This window comes from Pseudomonas sp. No.21 (genome assembly GCF_054558415.1).
The window spans coordinates 339,800-353,880 of record NZ_BAAJNO010000003.1; the positions used below are offsets into that span (position 1 = coordinate 339,800).

18 protein-coding genes are annotated in these 14,081 nt (G+C 66.7%); 4 read left to right on the forward strand and 14 right to left on the reverse strand.

Annotated elements, in window-relative coordinates:
• The first annotated feature begins 160 nt into the window (after positions 1-160).
• Complete coding sequence (locus tag ACYJSS_RS07425) at positions 161-343, forward strand: hypothetical protein (protein WP_236204495.1); 183 nt, start codon at positions 161-163, stop codon at positions 341-343.
• A gap of 3 nt (positions 344-346) precedes the next feature.
• Here the strand turns inward: ACYJSS_RS07425 and ACYJSS_RS07430 are convergent, their stop codons facing one another.
• Complete coding sequence (locus ACYJSS_RS07430) at positions 347-739, reverse strand: VOC family protein (RefSeq protein ID WP_236204494.1); 393 nt, start codon at positions 737-739, stop codon at positions 347-349.
• 123 nt (positions 740-862) lie between these two features.
• Here ACYJSS_RS07430 and ACYJSS_RS07435 point away from each other — a divergent pair, with 123 nt between their 5' ends.
• The gene (locus ACYJSS_RS07435; RefSeq protein WP_236204493.1) at positions 863-1,348 is read left to right on the forward strand and encodes a GNAT family N-acetyltransferase; all 486 of its coding nucleotides are present in this window, start codon (positions 863-865) and stop codon (positions 1,346-1,348) included.
• 63 nt (positions 1,349-1,411) lie between these two features.
• Here ACYJSS_RS07435 and ACYJSS_RS07440 read toward each other — a convergent pair whose 3' ends face one another.
• The 6 genes from ACYJSS_RS07440 to ACYJSS_RS07465 are packed head-to-tail and all read right to left on the reverse strand — an operon-like array spanning position 1,412 to position 6,596.
• Positions 1,412-2,065 (reverse strand): HAD family hydrolase, encoded by a 654-nt coding sequence (locus tag ACYJSS_RS07440; protein ID WP_111260459.1) that lies wholly within the window; start codon positions 2,063-2,065, stop codon positions 1,412-1,414.
• Positions 2,065-3,054: an ABC transporter ATP-binding protein gene (locus ACYJSS_RS07445; RefSeq protein WP_236204492.1), complete on the reverse strand. Its 990-nt coding sequence runs from the start codon at positions 3,052-3,054 to the stop codon at positions 2,065-2,067. The genes ACYJSS_RS07440 and ACYJSS_RS07445 overlap by 1 nt, the downstream gene beginning before the upstream one ends.
• Positions 3,051-3,848 (reverse strand): ABC transporter permease, encoded by a 798-nt coding sequence (locus ACYJSS_RS07450; RefSeq protein ID WP_111260461.1) that lies wholly within the window; start codon positions 3,846-3,848, stop codon positions 3,051-3,053. Before ACYJSS_RS07450 ends, ACYJSS_RS07445 begins: the two co-directional genes overlap by 4 nt.
• On the reverse strand, positions 3,835-4,677 hold the full coding sequence (locus ACYJSS_RS07455; RefSeq protein ID WP_111260462.1) for an ABC transporter permease: 843 nt from the start codon (positions 4,675-4,677) through the stop codon (positions 3,835-3,837). Before ACYJSS_RS07455 ends, ACYJSS_RS07450 begins: the two co-directional genes overlap by 14 nt.
• A complete protein-coding gene (locus ACYJSS_RS07460) occupies positions 4,674-5,480 on the reverse strand; it encodes an alkaline phosphatase family protein (RefSeq protein WP_236204491.1) in 807 nt (268 codons plus the stop codon). The genes ACYJSS_RS07455 and ACYJSS_RS07460 overlap by 4 nt, the downstream gene beginning before the upstream one ends.
• A gap of 57 nt (positions 5,481-5,537) precedes the next feature.
• Positions 5,538-6,596: an ABC transporter substrate-binding protein gene (locus ACYJSS_RS07465; RefSeq protein WP_111260464.1), complete on the reverse strand. Its 1,059-nt coding sequence runs from the start codon at positions 6,594-6,596 to the stop codon at positions 5,538-5,540.
• Positions 6,597-6,896: 300 nt separating this feature from the next.
• Between ACYJSS_RS07465 and ACYJSS_RS07470 the strand changes: the two genes are divergently transcribed.
• A complete protein-coding gene (locus ACYJSS_RS07470; protein WP_111260465.1) occupies positions 6,897-7,613 on the forward strand; it encodes a UTRA domain-containing protein in 717 nt (238 codons plus the stop codon).
• 175 nt (positions 7,614-7,788) lie between these two features.
• On the opposite strand, the gene lpcA is transcribed toward ACYJSS_RS07470, so the two are convergent.
• The 7 genes from lpcA to minC form a co-directional block, all read right to left on the reverse strand.
• A complete protein-coding gene (gene lpcA / locus ACYJSS_RS07475) occupies positions 7,789-8,376 on the reverse strand; it encodes a D-sedoheptulose 7-phosphate isomerase (RefSeq protein ID WP_111260466.1) in 588 nt (195 codons plus the stop codon).
• A 14-nt stretch (positions 8,377-8,390) separates the two neighbouring features.
• Positions 8,391-9,680 carry a M18 family aminopeptidase gene (locus ACYJSS_RS07480; RefSeq protein ID WP_111260467.1) on the reverse strand — a complete coding sequence of 430 codons (1,290 nt, stop codon included), beginning with the start codon at positions 9,678-9,680 and terminating at the stop codon, positions 8,391-8,393.
• Between the two features lie 112 nt (positions 9,681-9,792).
• Positions 9,793-10,368, reverse strand: coding sequence for a class I SAM-dependent methyltransferase (locus ACYJSS_RS07485; RefSeq protein ID WP_111260468.1), 576 nt, complete (start codon positions 10,366-10,368; stop codon positions 9,793-9,795).
• A gap of 4 nt (positions 10,369-10,372) precedes the next feature.
• A complete protein-coding gene (locus tag ACYJSS_RS07490) occupies positions 10,373-11,008 on the reverse strand; it encodes an RluA family pseudouridine synthase (RefSeq protein WP_111260469.1) in 636 nt (211 codons plus the stop codon).
• A gap of 58 nt (positions 11,009-11,066) precedes the next feature.
• Positions 11,067-11,321, reverse strand: coding sequence for a cell division topological specificity factor MinE (minE, locus tag ACYJSS_RS07495; protein WP_069559735.1), 255 nt, complete (start codon positions 11,319-11,321; stop codon positions 11,067-11,069).
• Complete coding sequence (minD, locus tag ACYJSS_RS07500; RefSeq protein WP_111260470.1) at positions 11,318-12,133, reverse strand: septum site-determining protein MinD; 816 nt, start codon at positions 12,131-12,133, stop codon at positions 11,318-11,320. The genes minE and minD overlap by 4 nt, the downstream gene beginning before the upstream one ends.
• A gap of 100 nt (positions 12,134-12,233) precedes the next feature.
• Entirely contained in the window at positions 12,234-12,980 is a 747-nt protein-coding gene (gene minC / locus ACYJSS_RS07505; RefSeq protein WP_111260471.1) for a septum site-determining protein MinC, read from the reverse strand.
• A gap of 142 nt (positions 12,981-13,122) precedes the next feature.
• Here minC and ACYJSS_RS07510 point away from each other — a divergent pair, with 142 nt between their 5' ends.
• Entirely contained in the window at positions 13,123-14,043 is a 921-nt protein-coding gene (locus ACYJSS_RS07510) for a lipid A biosynthesis lauroyl acyltransferase (RefSeq protein WP_111260472.1), read from the forward strand.
• Positions 14,044-14,081: the final 38 nt, after the last annotated feature.

The following is a 14,081-nucleotide window of genomic DNA, read 5'->3' on the forward strand; positions in this document are numbered from 1 at the left end:
CCACGACGGCACGACCGACCAAATACCTCGAACCTTCATCGGCCACCTCCCTCACAAATGCTGACGACCACGAAAGCAGGAGGTGGAGCATGCCCGTCAAACATGACCTGAGCCAGGACATCGGCATCGCAGCAGTACGGCACCTGAGGGAGGACGCGCCATGATCGACAGCGACCCCAGCGTCACCGAAGACGGCGAGTTGCCCGAGATCACCCCCGGCGCAGACGCGGAGATCGACGCCGAGGTGGAGCGCCTGCAGCAGCCCCGCGACCCCGAACCCGACCTGCGCCCGCGTCACCATGAACCAGAACTGCCCGGCGAGGGCGACAACACCGTGCCTTGAGCGTCATTCGGCCCGATGGCAGCACACGCACAGCTTGTTGCCATCCGGGTCGCGGAAATAGGCGCCGTAGTAGTCGGGGTGGTAGTGCGGACGCAGGCCGGGGGCGCCTTCGCAGCGTCCTCCGTTGGCCAGTGCCAGGGCGTGGCAACGGTCCACGCTGGCGCGATCCGGTGCCAGCAGCGCGACCATCTGGCCGTTGCCCGCCGCCGCTGCCTCGCCATCGAACGGCGCGCCCAGCACCAGCAGGGGGCGTGGCGCATCCGCCGGTATCCAGCCGGCCCAGGGCCGAGCGGGATCGCAGAATTTCCGCGGCAGGCCCAGCGCTTCCATCAGCGGTGTGTAGAACGCCAGGGCGCGAGGGAAATCATTGGTGCCGATGCAGACGTGAGACAGCATGGGAGGTCCTCGGGGGCGGGTTGCGAGCGCCGATTATGCGCGTTCCCCTTTCCTGGGCACCATGGCGGGCCTAGGATGTCCGCCCTTGCGCCCAGGCGCTGACACTCATCACAAGGAGCCCCCGTGAGCCTTCACATCCGCGAAGCCGCGCGCAGCGACGCCGGCCAGATCCTCGCCTTCATCACCGAGCTGGCCATCTACGAGAAGGCCGAGCACGAGGTCGTCGCCAGCGTCGCCGACATCGAGCGGAGCCTGTTCGAAGGGCAGACCCCGGCCCGCGCGCTGATCTGCGAACTGGATGGCCAGCCCATCGGTTTCGCCGTGTATTTCTACAGCTACTCGACCTGGCTGGGCCGCAAGGGCATGTACCTGGAAGACCTCTACGTCTCCCCCCAGCAACGCGGCGTGGGCGCCGGCAAGGCCCTCCTGCGCCACCTCGCGCGCCTGGCCTGCGACAGTGGCTGCGGCCGCCTGGAGTGGAGCGTGCTGGACTGGAACGAGCCCGCCATCCAGTTCTACCGCTCCATCGGCGCCAGCCCCCAGGACGAATGGGTGCGCTACCGCATGGCCGGCGACGAACTCAAGGCCTTCGCCCACGGGGACAGCTGAGTTCTCGGCAAACCAGGCACGCGGGTTTCACCCGCCCTACGGCATGTCGCAGGGCGGGTGGAGTCAGCGCCATTCGAGGATCGGCCAGCCGGCCTGTTCGGCGTGTTCGCGCAGGGCCGGGTCGGGGTTGACCACGCGGGGGTTGCTGACCAGTTTGAGCAGCGGCAAGTCGTTGCGTGAGTCGGAGTAGAAATAGGCGCCGTCGAGGCTTTCGCCCTCGGCCGCCAGCCACTCGTGCAGGCGGGTGACCTTGCCTTCGCGGTAGGTGAGCACGCCACGGGTGTTGCCGCTGTAGTGGCCGTGTTGCTCTTCCAGGTCGATGGCCAGCACTTCGTCGATCTTCAGCCGTGCGGCGATGGCGCTGACGAGGAAATGCGCCGAGGCGGAGATCACCAGGATGCGGTCGCCGGCCTCGCGGTGGCTGGCCAGGCAGCGGGTGGCGTCGCTGTGGAAGATCGGCTCGATCACGTCCTCGACGAAGGGCTCGACGACGAAGGCCACCTCCTCGGGCGTGCGACCCACCAGGGGCGACAGGCTGAAGGCCATGTAGTCCTCCATCGCCAGCTTGCCCTCGGCATAGAGGGCCATGAGCTCGTGGTCCTTCCTGACGAAGGATTCGCCGTCCACCCAGCCGATGGCGGCCATGTGCTCGCTCCACAGGCTGGCGCAGTCGCCGTCGATCAGGGTGTCGTCGAGATCGAATATCGCCAGGGTCATCACGCCACCTCCCGGATCGCGCTGTCATCGATGGCAAGGCCGATGCGCTGGCCCGTGCCATGCAGGTCGTCGGCGCTGCGGTTGAGCACATCCACCACCAGTTCCACGCCCCGTGCTTCCACGCGGTAGCGGATGACGTTGCCCAGCAGGCTGTGGCCGCGTACGTGTGCTTCGATGGCACCGTCGCGGCTCAGCGAGATGGCTTCCGGGCGGATGGCGACACGGCTGGCTATCGGGCGCGCCAGCAGGCGCGTCGCGTCTTCGGCCTCCAGCAGGTTGTAGTTGCCGATGAAACCGGCGGCGAAGGCGTCCACCGGGGCGGTGTAGAGGGTCTCGGCGTCGCCGCTCTGGATGATGCGCCCGGCGTTCATCAGGAAGATGCGGTCGGACAGGGTCAGCGCCTCCTCCTGGTCGTGGGTGACGAAGATAGTGGTCAGCCCCAGCTCCTGCTGGATGCTGCGGATCTGCTCGCGCAGATGCTTGCGAATGCGTGCGTCGAGGGCCGAGAGCGGTTCGTCGAGCAGCAGCAGGCGCGGGCGGGTGACCAGGGAGCGGGCCAGGGCCACGCGCTGGCACTGGCCACCGGAGAGCTGGTGCGGGTAGCGGTCGGCGTACGTGTCCAGCTCGACCATGGCCAGCGCCTCCTGCACGCGGCGGGCGCTGTCTTCCTTGCTGGTCTTCTGCATGCGCAGGCCGAAGGCGACGTTCTGCGCGGCGGTCATGTTGGGGAACAGCGCATAGCTCTGGAACACCATGCCGATGCCGCGCTTCTGCGGCGCCAGCGGCACCAGGTCCTGGCCGTCGAGGAGGATCTGCCCGCCGTTGACCTCGGTGAGGCCGGCGATGCAGCGCAGCAGGGTGGACTTGCCGCAGCCGGAAGGGCCGAGCAGGGTGACGAACTCGCCCTGGCCGATCTCACAGTCGATGTCGCTGAAGATGGGGGTCGAGCCGTAATGCTTGTGCAGGCCCCGGATGCTCAGGAAGCTCATGTCTTGTCCTTGTTCAGGCGGTTGGCTGCCCAGGTGAACAGCAGCACGAAGAAGAAGTAGGAGATCACCAGGGCGCTGTTGAAGTGGCCGCTGCTGTTCTTCATGTTGTTCAGGTAGACCTGCAGGGTCTCGTAGCGCGTGCCCACCAGCAGGTTGGCGAAGACGAACTCGCCGAACAGGAAGGAGAACGACAGGAACAGCGAGACCATCAGGCCCTTGCGCAGGTTGGGCAGCACCACCAGCAGCGCGGCCTTCCAGGTGCTGGCGCCCAGCAGGTGCGCGGCGTCCATCAGATCGCGCAGGTTGATCGCCTGGAGGTTGTTGGTGATGGCCCGGTACATGAACGGCAGCGCCACGGTGAAGTAGCAGCCGATCAGGATCCACGGCGTGCCGACCATGGCCAGCGGGCCCGAGCCGTAGAGCTGCAGCAGGCCCACCGAGGACACCACCGGCGGCACCGCGAAGGGCAGCAGGATGAGGATGTTCATCAGCGCGTCCAGCTTGGGGAAGTGGTAGTGCACCACGAACAGCAGCGGCAGGATCAGCACCACCGACAGCGCCAGGGCGCCGAAGCACACCAGCAGCGACTGGCCGAAGGCGGTGAGGAAGCGGGCGTCGCTCCACAGCGCCAGGTACCACTTGAGGGTCAGGCCGTCGGGAAGGATGGTCGCCGACCAGCTGGTGGACAGCGAGTAGAGCAGGGTGCCGGCCAGCGGCAGCAGCAGGATCAGGAACAGCAGCCAGACCACGATGCGGTGGTAGAGGCTGGCGGCAGGGGCTTCAGCGCGCGACATGGTAGCTCCTCTTCAGCAGCCACTGGTGGACGATGGTGATCAGCGCCATCAGGCCCACCAGCACCATGGCCAGGGCGCTGGCGAGGTTGGGGTTGAGCGCGATGTCGCCGGCGACCATGGCGGCGATGCGGATCGGCAGCACGTTGAAGTTGCCGGTGGTCAGGGCGTAGACGGTGGCGTAGGCACCCAGGGCGTTGGCCAGCAGGATGATGAAGGTGCCCAGCAGTGCCGGGGTCAGCACCGGCAGGCCGATGTGCCGCCAGAAGTCCCAGGTGCTGGCACCGAGCAGCGAGGCGGATTCGCGCCAGTCCTCGCGCAGGGCGTCGAAGGCGGGGTAGAGCAGCAGCACGCCGAGGGGGATCTGGAAGTAGGTGTAGAGCACGATCAGGCCGGTCTTGGAGTAGAGGTTGAAGTCCTCGATCAGCCCGCTCTGCTTGAGCAGCAGGGTCAGCGCGCCGTTGAAGCCCAGCAGGATGACGAAGGCGAAGGCCAGGGGCACGCCGGCGAAGTTGCTGGTCATGTTGGAGAAGGCCATGACGAAGTCGCGCAGGCGGCTGTCCACCTGGCGCAGCGAGTAGCTGCCGAGGATGGCGATGAGGATGCCGATCAGGCTCGACCAGAAGGCGATCTGCAGGCTGTGCTTGATCGCCTGCAGGTAGAACTTCGAGGCGAACACCTTGGCGTAGTTGCCCAGGCCCCAGCCTTCGGGGCTGTTCAGGCTGTTGATCGCCACCCACGCCAGCGGGGCGATCTGGAAGGCGACGAAGAAGAGGGCGAATGGCAGCAGGCACAGCAGGGCCAGCCATTTGCCGCGGTGGGCTGAATTCACTTCAACAGCTCCCGGCAGAAGGGTTTGTCGTGGGGCACGCCGAGCAGCTCGCAGAGGGTGCCGCAGAGCTCGGTCTGTTTCGGTTGCGCGCCGGTATCGAGGCTGAAGGCGTCACCGAGGACGAACAGCGGCACCTCGCGCTCCTCCGGCAGCAGGCCGTTGTGGGAGCGGTCGGTGTTCATGCCGTGGTCGGCGGTCACCAGCACCTGGTAGCCGGCGTCGAGCCAGCGTTGCAGGTATTCGGCGAGGATCACGTCGGCCATGCGCGCGGCATTGCGGTATTGCGGGGTGTCGAGGCCGTGCTTGTGGCCGGCGTCGTCGATGTTCATCGGGTGCACCAGCAGCAGGTCCGGCGTGTGGCGCAGGCGCAGGCTCTCGGCATCGGCGAACAGGTGCGCGTCCGGGTAGTGGTCCGCCCAGTAGAAGTGGCCGTGCTGGATGGGCAGCTCGGGTGCTTCGGTGTGGCGGTCGCGGGCGGGGTCGAAGGGGCTGCGGTTGTACAGCTCGCTGACCCAGTGGTACGCGGCGGCGGCAGTGCTGCGGCCGGCAGCGCGGGCGTAGTGGAAGACGCTGCGCTGGTTGGACAGGCGCGCGACGTCGTTGTGCACGATGCCGCTGTCGATGGGCGGCACCCCGGTGAGAATGCATTCGTAGAGCGGGCGGGACAGCGCGGGCAGCTCGCATTCGAGCCGGTAGTAGGCGGCCCGGCCGGCGGCGCAGTAAGCGTGCAGGTGGCCCATCGCGTGACGGGCGACGCTATGGCCGAGGCCGTCGAGCAGGACCAGTATGGCTTTTCGGTTCATGGGCGGGCCCCGGAAGCGACGAGGCGCCGGCAGAGGCCGGCGCCCGGTTGTCGCTCGTTATTCCATGTTGATGATGACGTTTTCCTGCCACAGGCCCGGCAGTGCCTTGGAGGTTTCTTCCCAGGCCTTGGCGTCCTTGATCGGCTTGACCTTGGCGTACTGCTCGTTGGGCAGCAGCTTGGCCTGCACCTCGGCCGGCAGGGTCAGGTGCTCGGCGCGGATCGGACGGGCGTTGCCCTTGGCCAGGTTGATCTGGCCGGCATCGCTGAAGATGTACTCGCGGGCCAGCTTGGCGGCGTTCGGGTGCTTGGCGTACTTGTTGATGATGGTGGTGTAGCCGGAGATCACCGAACCGTCGGAGGGGATCAGCACCTCGAAGCGGCTGGGGTCGATCTGGTCGCGGTAGGACAGGCCGTTGAAGTCCCAGACGATGCCGACTTCCACTTCACCCTTCTCCAGGGTCTGGATGGTCGGGTTGGACAGGGACAGGCGGCCCTGCTCGGCGATCTTGGCGAAGAGGTCCAGGCCCGGCTGGATGTTCTTCTCGTCACCGCCCTTGGCGATGGCGGCAGCGAGGACGCCGTTGACCGCCTGGGCGGCGGCGCTGACGTCACCGATGGCGACCTTGTACTTGCCTTTCTCCAGGTCGGCCCAGGATTTCGGCGGCTCCTTCACCAGCTGCTTGTTGATGATGAAGGCGATGGAGCCGGTGTAGGCGAGGGCCCAGTGGCCATCCTTGTCCTTGGCCCATTCGGGGACCTGCTCCCAGGTGCTCGGCTTGTAAGGCTGGGTGACGCCCTGCTGGGTGGCGATGGGGCCGAAGGCTGCGCCGACGTCGCCGATGTCGGCGGTGGCGTTGTCCTTCTCGGCCGCGAACTTGGCGATTTCCTGCGCCGAGCTCATGTCGGTGTCCATGTGCTTGAGGCCGTACTTCTTCTCCAGGTCGACCCAGGTGTCTTTCCAGTTCGCCCAGCTGTCGGGCATGCCCACGCTGTTCACCGCGCCTTCCTTGCGGGCGGCCTCTTCGAGGGTCTTGAGCGCAGCGTCATCCGCCATGGCCTGGGTGCTCAGGGCCAGGGTGGTTCCAATCAGTGAAGCCAGCAGCAGGCGTTTCATATGAAGCTCCTTAGCAGGGTGGGGTATTGGTCTAGATCAGCAACAACCAGGCCAATCTAAAGGCCCTAGATGACGGTTTGATTGCACCGCGCGATGCCGCGGGCCCCGTTCTTGTGGCGACAGCAAGCGTAGACCATGGCCGGAGGTCCTATGCGGCGGGCGTCACAAGGGGGCGCTGGCATGCGGCATGCAAGTCACGCGTGCTGTCACGGGACAGTCATCTAGGCTGCATAGCATGGTCACACCACCGCCAGCGTCGCACTTTTATGGTGCTGGTCTATTCCAGATTGGAGTCTTTCGATGCGCGATGAGGCGCCCCGTACCGTTACCGCCATCTGCCGCGCACTGCAGGAGCAGATCGAGCACGGCCTGCTGCCCCTGGGTGGCAAGCTGCCGGCCGAACGCAAGTTGAGCGAGCTGTTCGACACCACCCGCATCACCCTGCGCGAGGCGCTCGGCCAGTTGGAGGCGCAGGGGCTGATCTACCGCGAGGAGCGTCGTGGCTGGTTCGTCTCGCCGCCGCGGGTGGCCTACAACCCGCTGATCCGCAGCCACTTCCACGCCATGGTCGGCGAACAGGGCCGGGTGCCGGCCACCGAAGTGCTGAGCGCGCGGCTGATGCCGGCCACCGTGGAGATCTGCGAGCTGCTGGAGCTGCCGGCACTGTCGAGCGTCTACCAGATCCGCCGCGCACGGCGCATCGACGGGCGCCTGGTGCTCTACGTCGAGCACTACCTCAACCCGCAGTACTTCCCAGGCATCCTCGAATTCGACCTGACCCGCTCATTGACCGACCTCTATGGCAGCGAGTACGGCATCCGCTACGGCCGCGTGCGCTTCGACATGGTGCCGACGGCGCTGCACCCGGAGGCCGCCTCGACCCTGAAGGTCGCCCCCGGCAGCCCGGCGCTGCGCATCACCCGCGTCAACCGCGACCAGCACGGACGGTTGATCGACTGCGACCTGGAGTTCTGGCGGCACGATGCGATTCACGTCAGTGTCGAGGTGCCGGAATAAGGGCAGCTGCAAGCGGCAAGTTTCAAGCTGCAAGTGGTGGAGCGAAGGGGAGGTTGCAGCAGGGTAGCCCGGGCTTCAGCCCGGGAACCGGAGGGGAGGGCGGGTTTGCTGGGCGAATGAATTCGCCCCTGCACGATCGTTCTTGCCGCTTGAAGCTTGTCGCTTGCCGCTGCTTCTAGACGTAATTTTCAGGCGCGAGCTTGCGTTCCACCAGCTCGATGAGGATGTGCACCACCTTGATGTGCAGCTCCTGCACGCGGTCGGCGAAATCGCCGCCGGGGGCGCAGATGCACACGTCGGCGAGGCCTTCGAGCAGCGAGCCGGGCTTGCCGGTGAGGGCGATGACCTTCACCCCCAGCGCCTTGGCGGCCTCGGCGGCCTTGATCACGTTGGGGCTCTTGCCGCTGGTGCTGAAGGCCAGCAGCACGTCGCCTTCACGGCCGTGGGACTCGATGTAGCGCGAGAAGATGTGGTCGTAGCCGAAGTCGTTGGCCACGCAGCTGATATGGCTGGCGTCGCTGATGGAGATGGCGGCGATGCCCGGGCGGTTCTTGCGGTAGCGCCCGGTCAGCTCCTCGGCGAAGTGCATGGCGTCGCACATGGAGCCGCCATTGCCGCAGGAGAATGCCTTGCCCTTGTTCTCGAAGCTTTCCACCAGCAGTTCCGCCGCGCGCTCGATGTTGCGCAGGGCGTGCTCGTCGGCGATGAAGCTGTCCAGCGCCGACCGGGCTTCCTCGAGGCTGTTGCGGATATGGCTGAGCATGCGGCTGTCTCCGTTCAAGGCAGGTCGTGGCTGGAGTAGAAGGCGGCCAGCACCTTCACCAGGTGGGCGAGGTCATGGCTGCCGGCCAGTTCGCGGATGGAGTGCATGGCGAAGGTCGGCAGGCCGATGTCCACGGTGCGCACGCCCAGCTGGCTGGCGGTGATCGGGCCGATGGTGGAGCCGCAACCCATGTCGCTGCGGGTGACGAAGCTTTGCACCGGCACTTCGTTTTCCAGGCACAGGTGGCGGAAGAAGCCGGCGGTTTCGCTGTTGGTGGCGTAGCGCTGGTTGCTGTTGATCTTGATCACCGGACCGGCGTTGAGCTTGGGCCCGTGGTTGCCGTCGTGCTTGTCGGCGTAGTTGGGGTGCACGCCGTGGGCGTTGTCGGCGGAAACCAGCAAGGACCGCTGGATGGTCCGGGCGAACGCATCGCCTTCGGGCATCAGGCGGCGCAGCACCTGCTCCAGGAAGGGGCCGTCGGCGCCACAGGCGGAGCAGGAGCCCACTTCCTCGTGGTCGGTGCACACCAGCACGCAGCTCTCGTCGCCCTCGGCGGCCAGCAGGGCCTGCAGGCCGGCGTAGCAGGAAAGCAGGTTGTCCAGGCGCGCCCCGGCGATGAAATCGCCGCCGAGGCCGATCACGGCGGCGCTCTGGGTGTCGTAGAAGCTCAGTTCGTAGTCCAGCACCGCATCCGCGTTGACGCCGTGTTCCAGCGTCAGTTGTTCGGCCAGCAGGTCGCGGAATTCGCGGGTCTCGCCGGTGGCCAGCTGGGCCAGGATCGGCGGCAGCTCGGTCTGCGGGTTGATCGCCCAGCCCTGGTTGGCCTCGCGGTTGAGGTGGATGGCCAGGTTGGGGATCACGGCGATGGGCACCTGGAAGTCCACCAACTGGCTTTCCACCTTGCCGGCGGCGCGGTAGGTGACGCGGCCCGCGAGCGAGAGGTCGCGGTCGAACCAGGGGGCCAGCAGGGCTCCGCCATAGACTTCGACGCCCAGCTGCCAGAAGCCCTGGCGATGCAGTTCGGGGTTGGGTTTCACGCGCAGGCAGGGGCTGTCGGTGTGGGCTCCGACCAGGCGCAGGCCGCCGTCGAGCATCGGGCGCCTGCCCAGCTTGATGGCGATCAGCGAGGAATCGTTGCGGGTCACGTAGTAGCGCCCACCGGCCTCGGCACGCCAGGCGTCGCGCTCGTCGAGGTGCACATAGCCCGCGGCTTCCAGGCGCTGGGCCAGGCTGCGGGCGGCATGGAAGGGGGTGGGGGAGGCCTTGAGGAAATCGATCAGGCCCTGGTTCAACTCTTCGCGCATAACGGACTCCAGGCGGCAGTGGGCCGGAGTTTATCGCATCGGGCTCGATGATTAGGAGGCGCAGGGCGGTGAATTTTCACTAAGGCGGCCATAGTGTCGGCCGGGCCAGGCTTCAGGGGTGCCGTGCGACCACCGAGAACAGGTGCCAGCGCTTGGTGCGTCCCCGGGCCGTGGAGCCTTCGCGGTCGATCACCTCGAAGTGCAGCAGCTCCCAGCCGTTGAACAGGCCGCGTACCTCGTCTTCGCCGAGGATGGTCAGGTCGGGGCCGGCCCAGTCGTCTCGTTCGCCAAAGAGGTTGCCGCAGAAGAGGCCGCCGCCTGCGAGGGCGCCATCGATGCGCTGCCACAGGGCGGGGAAGGCATCGGGGTTGCAGAAGGGCAGGGCGAAGGCGCTGTTGACGATGTCGGCGGGCGGCAGCTCGCAGTCCTCGAAACGGGCGCAGAGCGGCTGCAGGCGGGGCAGTTGCTCGGGCGACACCTGGCCGAGCAGGCGCTCGATGGCTTCGGGGGCGCGGTCGATGGCCAGCACGTTCCAGCCACGGCGAAGCATTTCCAGGGTGTCGCGACCCGCGCCGCAGCCCAGGTCGATGCCGCGTGTAGCCGGGCGGCCGAGGGCTTGGATGGCCATCAGCAACGCCGGCCAGGGCGGGGCGCCCTGGGTGCGCTCGTAGTAGAGGCTGTCGGTCATCGTCTCAGAACGGCGCCGGGCATTCGAAGCGCAGGCGCTCGCCGGTCACCGGGTGGCTGAAGGCGAGCATGCTGGCGTGCAGGCACAGGCGTTCGTGGGCCGCCAGCGCGTCTTCATGGGCGTAGAGGCGGTCGCCCAGCAATGGGTGGCCGATGGAGAGCATGTGCACGCGCAACTGGTGGGAGCGGCCGGTGATGGGGGTCAGCTCGACGCGGCAGTGGTTGCCGCAACGCTCCAGCACGCGCCAGAAGGTCAGGGCGTGGCGGCCCTGCTCGTGGTCGACGACATGGCGCGGCTTGGTCGGCGGGTCGTAGCGCAGGGGCAGTTCGATACGGCCGCTGTCCTGTTCGGGCTGGCCCCAGCAGAGTGCGGTGTAGGCCTTCTCGGTCTCGCGGTCGTGGAACTGGCGGGACAGCTCGCGGTGGCTGTCGGGGTCGCGGGCCAGGAGGATGATGCCCGAGGTCTCCCAGTCCAGGCGGTGGACGATGAGGGCTTCCGGGTAGCCGTTCTCCTGCAGGCGGGTGATCAGGCAGTCCTTGTTGTCATCGGCGCGGCCCGGCACGGAAAGCAGCAGGGTCGGCTTGTTGATGACCAGGAAGGCCGGGTCCTGGTGGAGTATCTGGATCTGCGAGAGGGGCATGGGTCTGTTCCGGAAATGACGACGGCGGCCGAGGCCGCCGTCTGGCACCGCAACCCGATCAGCGATCGGGCAGGGTGATGTTCAACTCGAGGATGGAGCAGTTGCCCTGGTCCTCGAGCATGACCTGGACCTGGTCCTGGTCGATGTTGACGTACTTGCGGATCACCTCGACCAGTTCCTTCTGCAGGGCCGGGAGGTAGTCCGGCTGGCTGCGCTGGCCGCGCTCGTGGGCGACGATGATCTGGAGTCGTTCTTTAGCGATCGAAGCGCTGTTCTGCTTCTTCCGCTCGCGAAAGAAGTCAAGAATATTCATTCACGGCCTCCAAAAAGGCGTTGCAAGAGTCCTTTCTTCTGAACGTCGAGGAACCGGTGGGGCAGTTCCTTGCCGAGCAGGCGATCGACAGCATCACTGTACGCCTGGCCGGCGTCGCTCTGCTCGTCGAGGATGACCGGAACCCCCTGGTTGGATGCCTTGAGCACCGCCTGGGATTCCGGGATGACACCGAGCAGGTGGATGGCGAGAATTTCCTCGACGTCCTCGACACCGAGCATTTCGCCCTTGGTGACGCGCTCCGGGTTGTAGCGGGTGAGCAGCAAGCGCTCCTTGATCGGGTCCTCGCCCTTCTCGGCGCGGCGCGACTTGCTGGCCAGCAGGCCGAGCATGCGGTCGGAGTCGCGTACCGAGGAGACTTCCGGGTTGGTCACGACGATCGCCTCATCGGCGTAGTACATGGCCAGGTGGGCACCTTTCTCGATGCCGGCGGGGGAGTCGCAGACGACGTATTCGAAGTTCTGCGCCAGTTCTTCGATGACCTTGCCGACGCCTTCGAGGGTCAGCGCGTCCTTGTCGCGGGTCTGGCTGGCGGCCAGGACGTAGAGGTTCTCGAGGCGCTTGTCCTTGATCAGTGCCTGGGTCAGGGTCGCTTCGCCGTTGATGACGTTGACGAAGTCGTACACCACGCGGCGTTCGCAGCCCATGATGAGGTCGAGATTACGCAGGCCGACGTCGAAGTCGACGATGACGGTTTTGTGCCCGCGCAGAGCGAGGCCGGTGCCGATGGCGGCGCTGGTGGTGGTTTTGCCCACGCCACCCTTGCCGGACGTGACAACGAGGATCTTGGCCAAGGTGATTCACCCCAAATAATAAGAAAATCGGGAACTTGCAGGCCTTTGATCGGCCGTCCTGGCTCCCGTTCAGGTCCCTGAAAATTCGCGGCAGTATCCGTTAAAGACGGGTGATGTTCAACACGTCTCCCGACAGGCTGACCTGCACCGAATGCCCCCAGAGCGGCTCGCGGCGGAGGTCTTCGGCGACCTTGTACTGGCCGGCCACCGAGACCAGTTCGGCGGCCAGTTGCTGGCAGAAAATCCGGGCCTTGGTGTCGCCCTTGATGCCGGCCAGCGCCCTGCCGCGCATGGGACCGTACACATGGATGTTGCCGTCGGCGAGAAGTTCCGCGCCGGGGCTCACGGGGGCGACCACCACCAGGTCGCCGCCGGGGGCGTAGATCTGCTGGCCGCCGCGCACCGGGGTGGTCACCACCTTGGTCGGTCGGCTCACGGGCTCGGCGGGTTTTTCCGGGGCCTTCTCGACCTTCTTCGCGCCCGGCTCCACCGGGTCGATGACCCGTTCGCGGGCGCCTGAGGGCGGCAGCACGGGGATGTCGAGGGCGTTGGCGGCGGCGATGTCCTGGTCGCGGTTGGCGCGAATGGCCAGGGTGCGCAGGCCGTGCCGGCGGCAGACGTCGAGGAGGGCGACCAGGTCCAGCTGGCCTTCACTGGCCGGCAGCTTGTCCAGGGCCATCACCAGCGGGGTGTTCTGGAAGAAGTTGGGGGCCTGGGCGACCTTTTCGGCCAGTTGCCGGTCGAGGCGTTCGAGGTCGTTGTGCGCCAGTTCCATCACGGTGATGGCGAGCATGCTGCCCTTGAGCTGGAACACGGGATCTTGGTCGAGGAGGTCAGCTTGGCTCATGGTCGTTCTGCAGGGTCAGGTGGGCAGGACTTATAGCGAGATCGCCGGGCCGTCGCAAGAAGCGCGGCCCGGGATGGGCGCCGGCCGACGGCTAATTCTGTAGAATGCGGGCTTTTGCCCACACAGCCCTACGGACCCACCGATGCAACGTCCCCGCTTCCGCGCTGCCTTCCTCCACCCGCGCTTCTGGCCCCTGTGGCTGGGCCTGGCGGTGCTGTGGCTGATCGTCCAGCTGCCGTACCCCGTCCTGTTGCGACTGGGTCGGGTCCTGGGCGCACTGATGCAGCGGGTCGCCGGTTCGCGTCGACACATCGTCCGGCGCAACCTGGAGCTGTGTTTCCCCGCGTTGTCCATTGCCGAGCGCGAGCGCCTGCTCAGGGAGAACTTCGCCTCCACCGGCATCGCCTTCTTCGAGATGGCCATGAGCTGGTGGTGGCCGGCCGCGCGCTTGCGCAAGCTCGCCCATATAGAAGGCCTTGAGCACTTGCGCCAGGCCCAGGCGGAAGGCCAGGGCGTGATCCTCATGGCGCTGCACTTCACCACCCTGGAGATCGGCGCCGCGCTGCTCGGCCAGGTGCACACCATCGACGGCATGTACCGCGAGCACAAGAACCCGTTGTTCGACTTCGTCCAGCGCCAGGGGCGTGAGCGCCACAACCTCGACGCCACGGCCATCGAGCGCGAGGACGTGCGTGCCATGCTCAAGGTGCTGCGAGCCGGCCGTGCCATCTGGTATGCGCCGGACCAGGACTACGGCCGCAAGCAGAGCCTGTTCGTGCCGCTGTTCGGCATCACCGCCGCCACCGTCACCGCCACCACCAAGTTCGCCCGCCTGGGTCGCGCGCGCGTGCTGCCCTTCACCCAGGAGCGCCTGGCCGACGGCTCCGGCTACCGCCTGGTGATCCACCCGCCGCTGGCCGATTTCCCCGGCGAGAGCGAGGAAGCCGATTGCCTGCGCATCAACCAGTGGATCGAGCAGGCGGTGAGCCGCCTGCCCGAGCAGTACCTCTGGGCCCATCGCCGCTTCAAGACCCGGCCGGAAGGCGAGCCGAAGCTCTACTGACCAGCGCCGCCTGCACGCGGGCCCTATACTCGCGAAAA

What these genes read in the sequence shown, in the direction of transcription:
- lpcA (WP_111260466.1), bottom strand. Translation starts at nt 8,376, where the DNA reads ATGCTCAGCCATATCCGCAACAGCCTCGAGGAAGCCCGGTCGGCGCTG.
- ACYJSS_RS07450 (WP_111260461.1), bottom strand. Translation starts at nt 3,848, where the DNA reads ATGTCGCGCGCTGAAGCCCCTGCCGCCAGCCTCTACCACCGCATCGTG.
- ACYJSS_RS07480 (WP_111260467.1), bottom strand. Translation starts at nt 9,680, where the DNA reads ATGCGCGAAGAGTTGAACCAGGGCCTGATCGATTTCCTCAAGGCCTCC.
- ACYJSS_RS07465 (WP_111260464.1), bottom strand. Translation starts at nt 6,596, where the DNA reads ATGAAACGCCTGCTGCTGGCTTCACTGATTGGAACCACCCTGGCCCTG.
- minC (WP_111260471.1), bottom strand. Translation starts at nt 12,980, where the DNA reads ATGAGCCAAGCTGACCTCCTCGACCAAGATCCCGTGTTCCAGCTCAAG.
- minE (WP_069559735.1), bottom strand. Translation starts at nt 11,321, where the DNA reads ATGAATATTCTTGACTTCTTTCGCGAGCGGAAGAAGCAGAACAGCGCT.
- ACYJSS_RS07510 (WP_111260472.1), top strand. Translation starts at nt 13,123, where the DNA reads ATGCAACGTCCCCGCTTCCGCGCTGCCTTCCTCCACCCGCGCTTCTGG.
- ACYJSS_RS07460 (WP_236204491.1), bottom strand. Translation starts at nt 5,480, where the DNA reads ATGAACCGAAAAGCCATACTGGTCCTGCTCGACGGCCTCGGCCATAGC.
- ACYJSS_RS07470 (WP_111260465.1), top strand. Translation starts at nt 6,897, where the DNA reads ATGCGCGATGAGGCGCCCCGTACCGTTACCGCCATCTGCCGCGCACTG.
- ACYJSS_RS07445 (WP_236204492.1), bottom strand. Translation starts at nt 3,054, where the DNA reads ATGAGCTTCCTGAGCATCCGGGGCCTGCACAAGCATTACGGCTCGACC.
- ACYJSS_RS07485 (WP_111260468.1), bottom strand. Translation starts at nt 10,368, where the DNA reads ATGACCGACAGCCTCTACTACGAGCGCACCCAGGGCGCCCCGCCCTGG.
- ACYJSS_RS07430 (WP_236204494.1), bottom strand. Translation starts at nt 739, where the DNA reads ATGCTGTCTCACGTCTGCATCGGCACCAATGATTTCCCTCGCGCCCTG.
- ACYJSS_RS07490 (WP_111260469.1), bottom strand. Translation starts at nt 11,008, where the DNA reads ATGCCCCTCTCGCAGATCCAGATACTCCACCAGGACCCGGCCTTCCTG.
- ACYJSS_RS07425 (WP_236204495.1), top strand. Translation starts at nt 161, where the DNA reads ATGATCGACAGCGACCCCAGCGTCACCGAAGACGGCGAGTTGCCCGAG.
- ACYJSS_RS07440 (WP_111260459.1), bottom strand. Translation starts at nt 2,065, where the DNA reads ATGACCCTGGCGATATTCGATCTCGACGACACCCTGATCGACGGCGAC.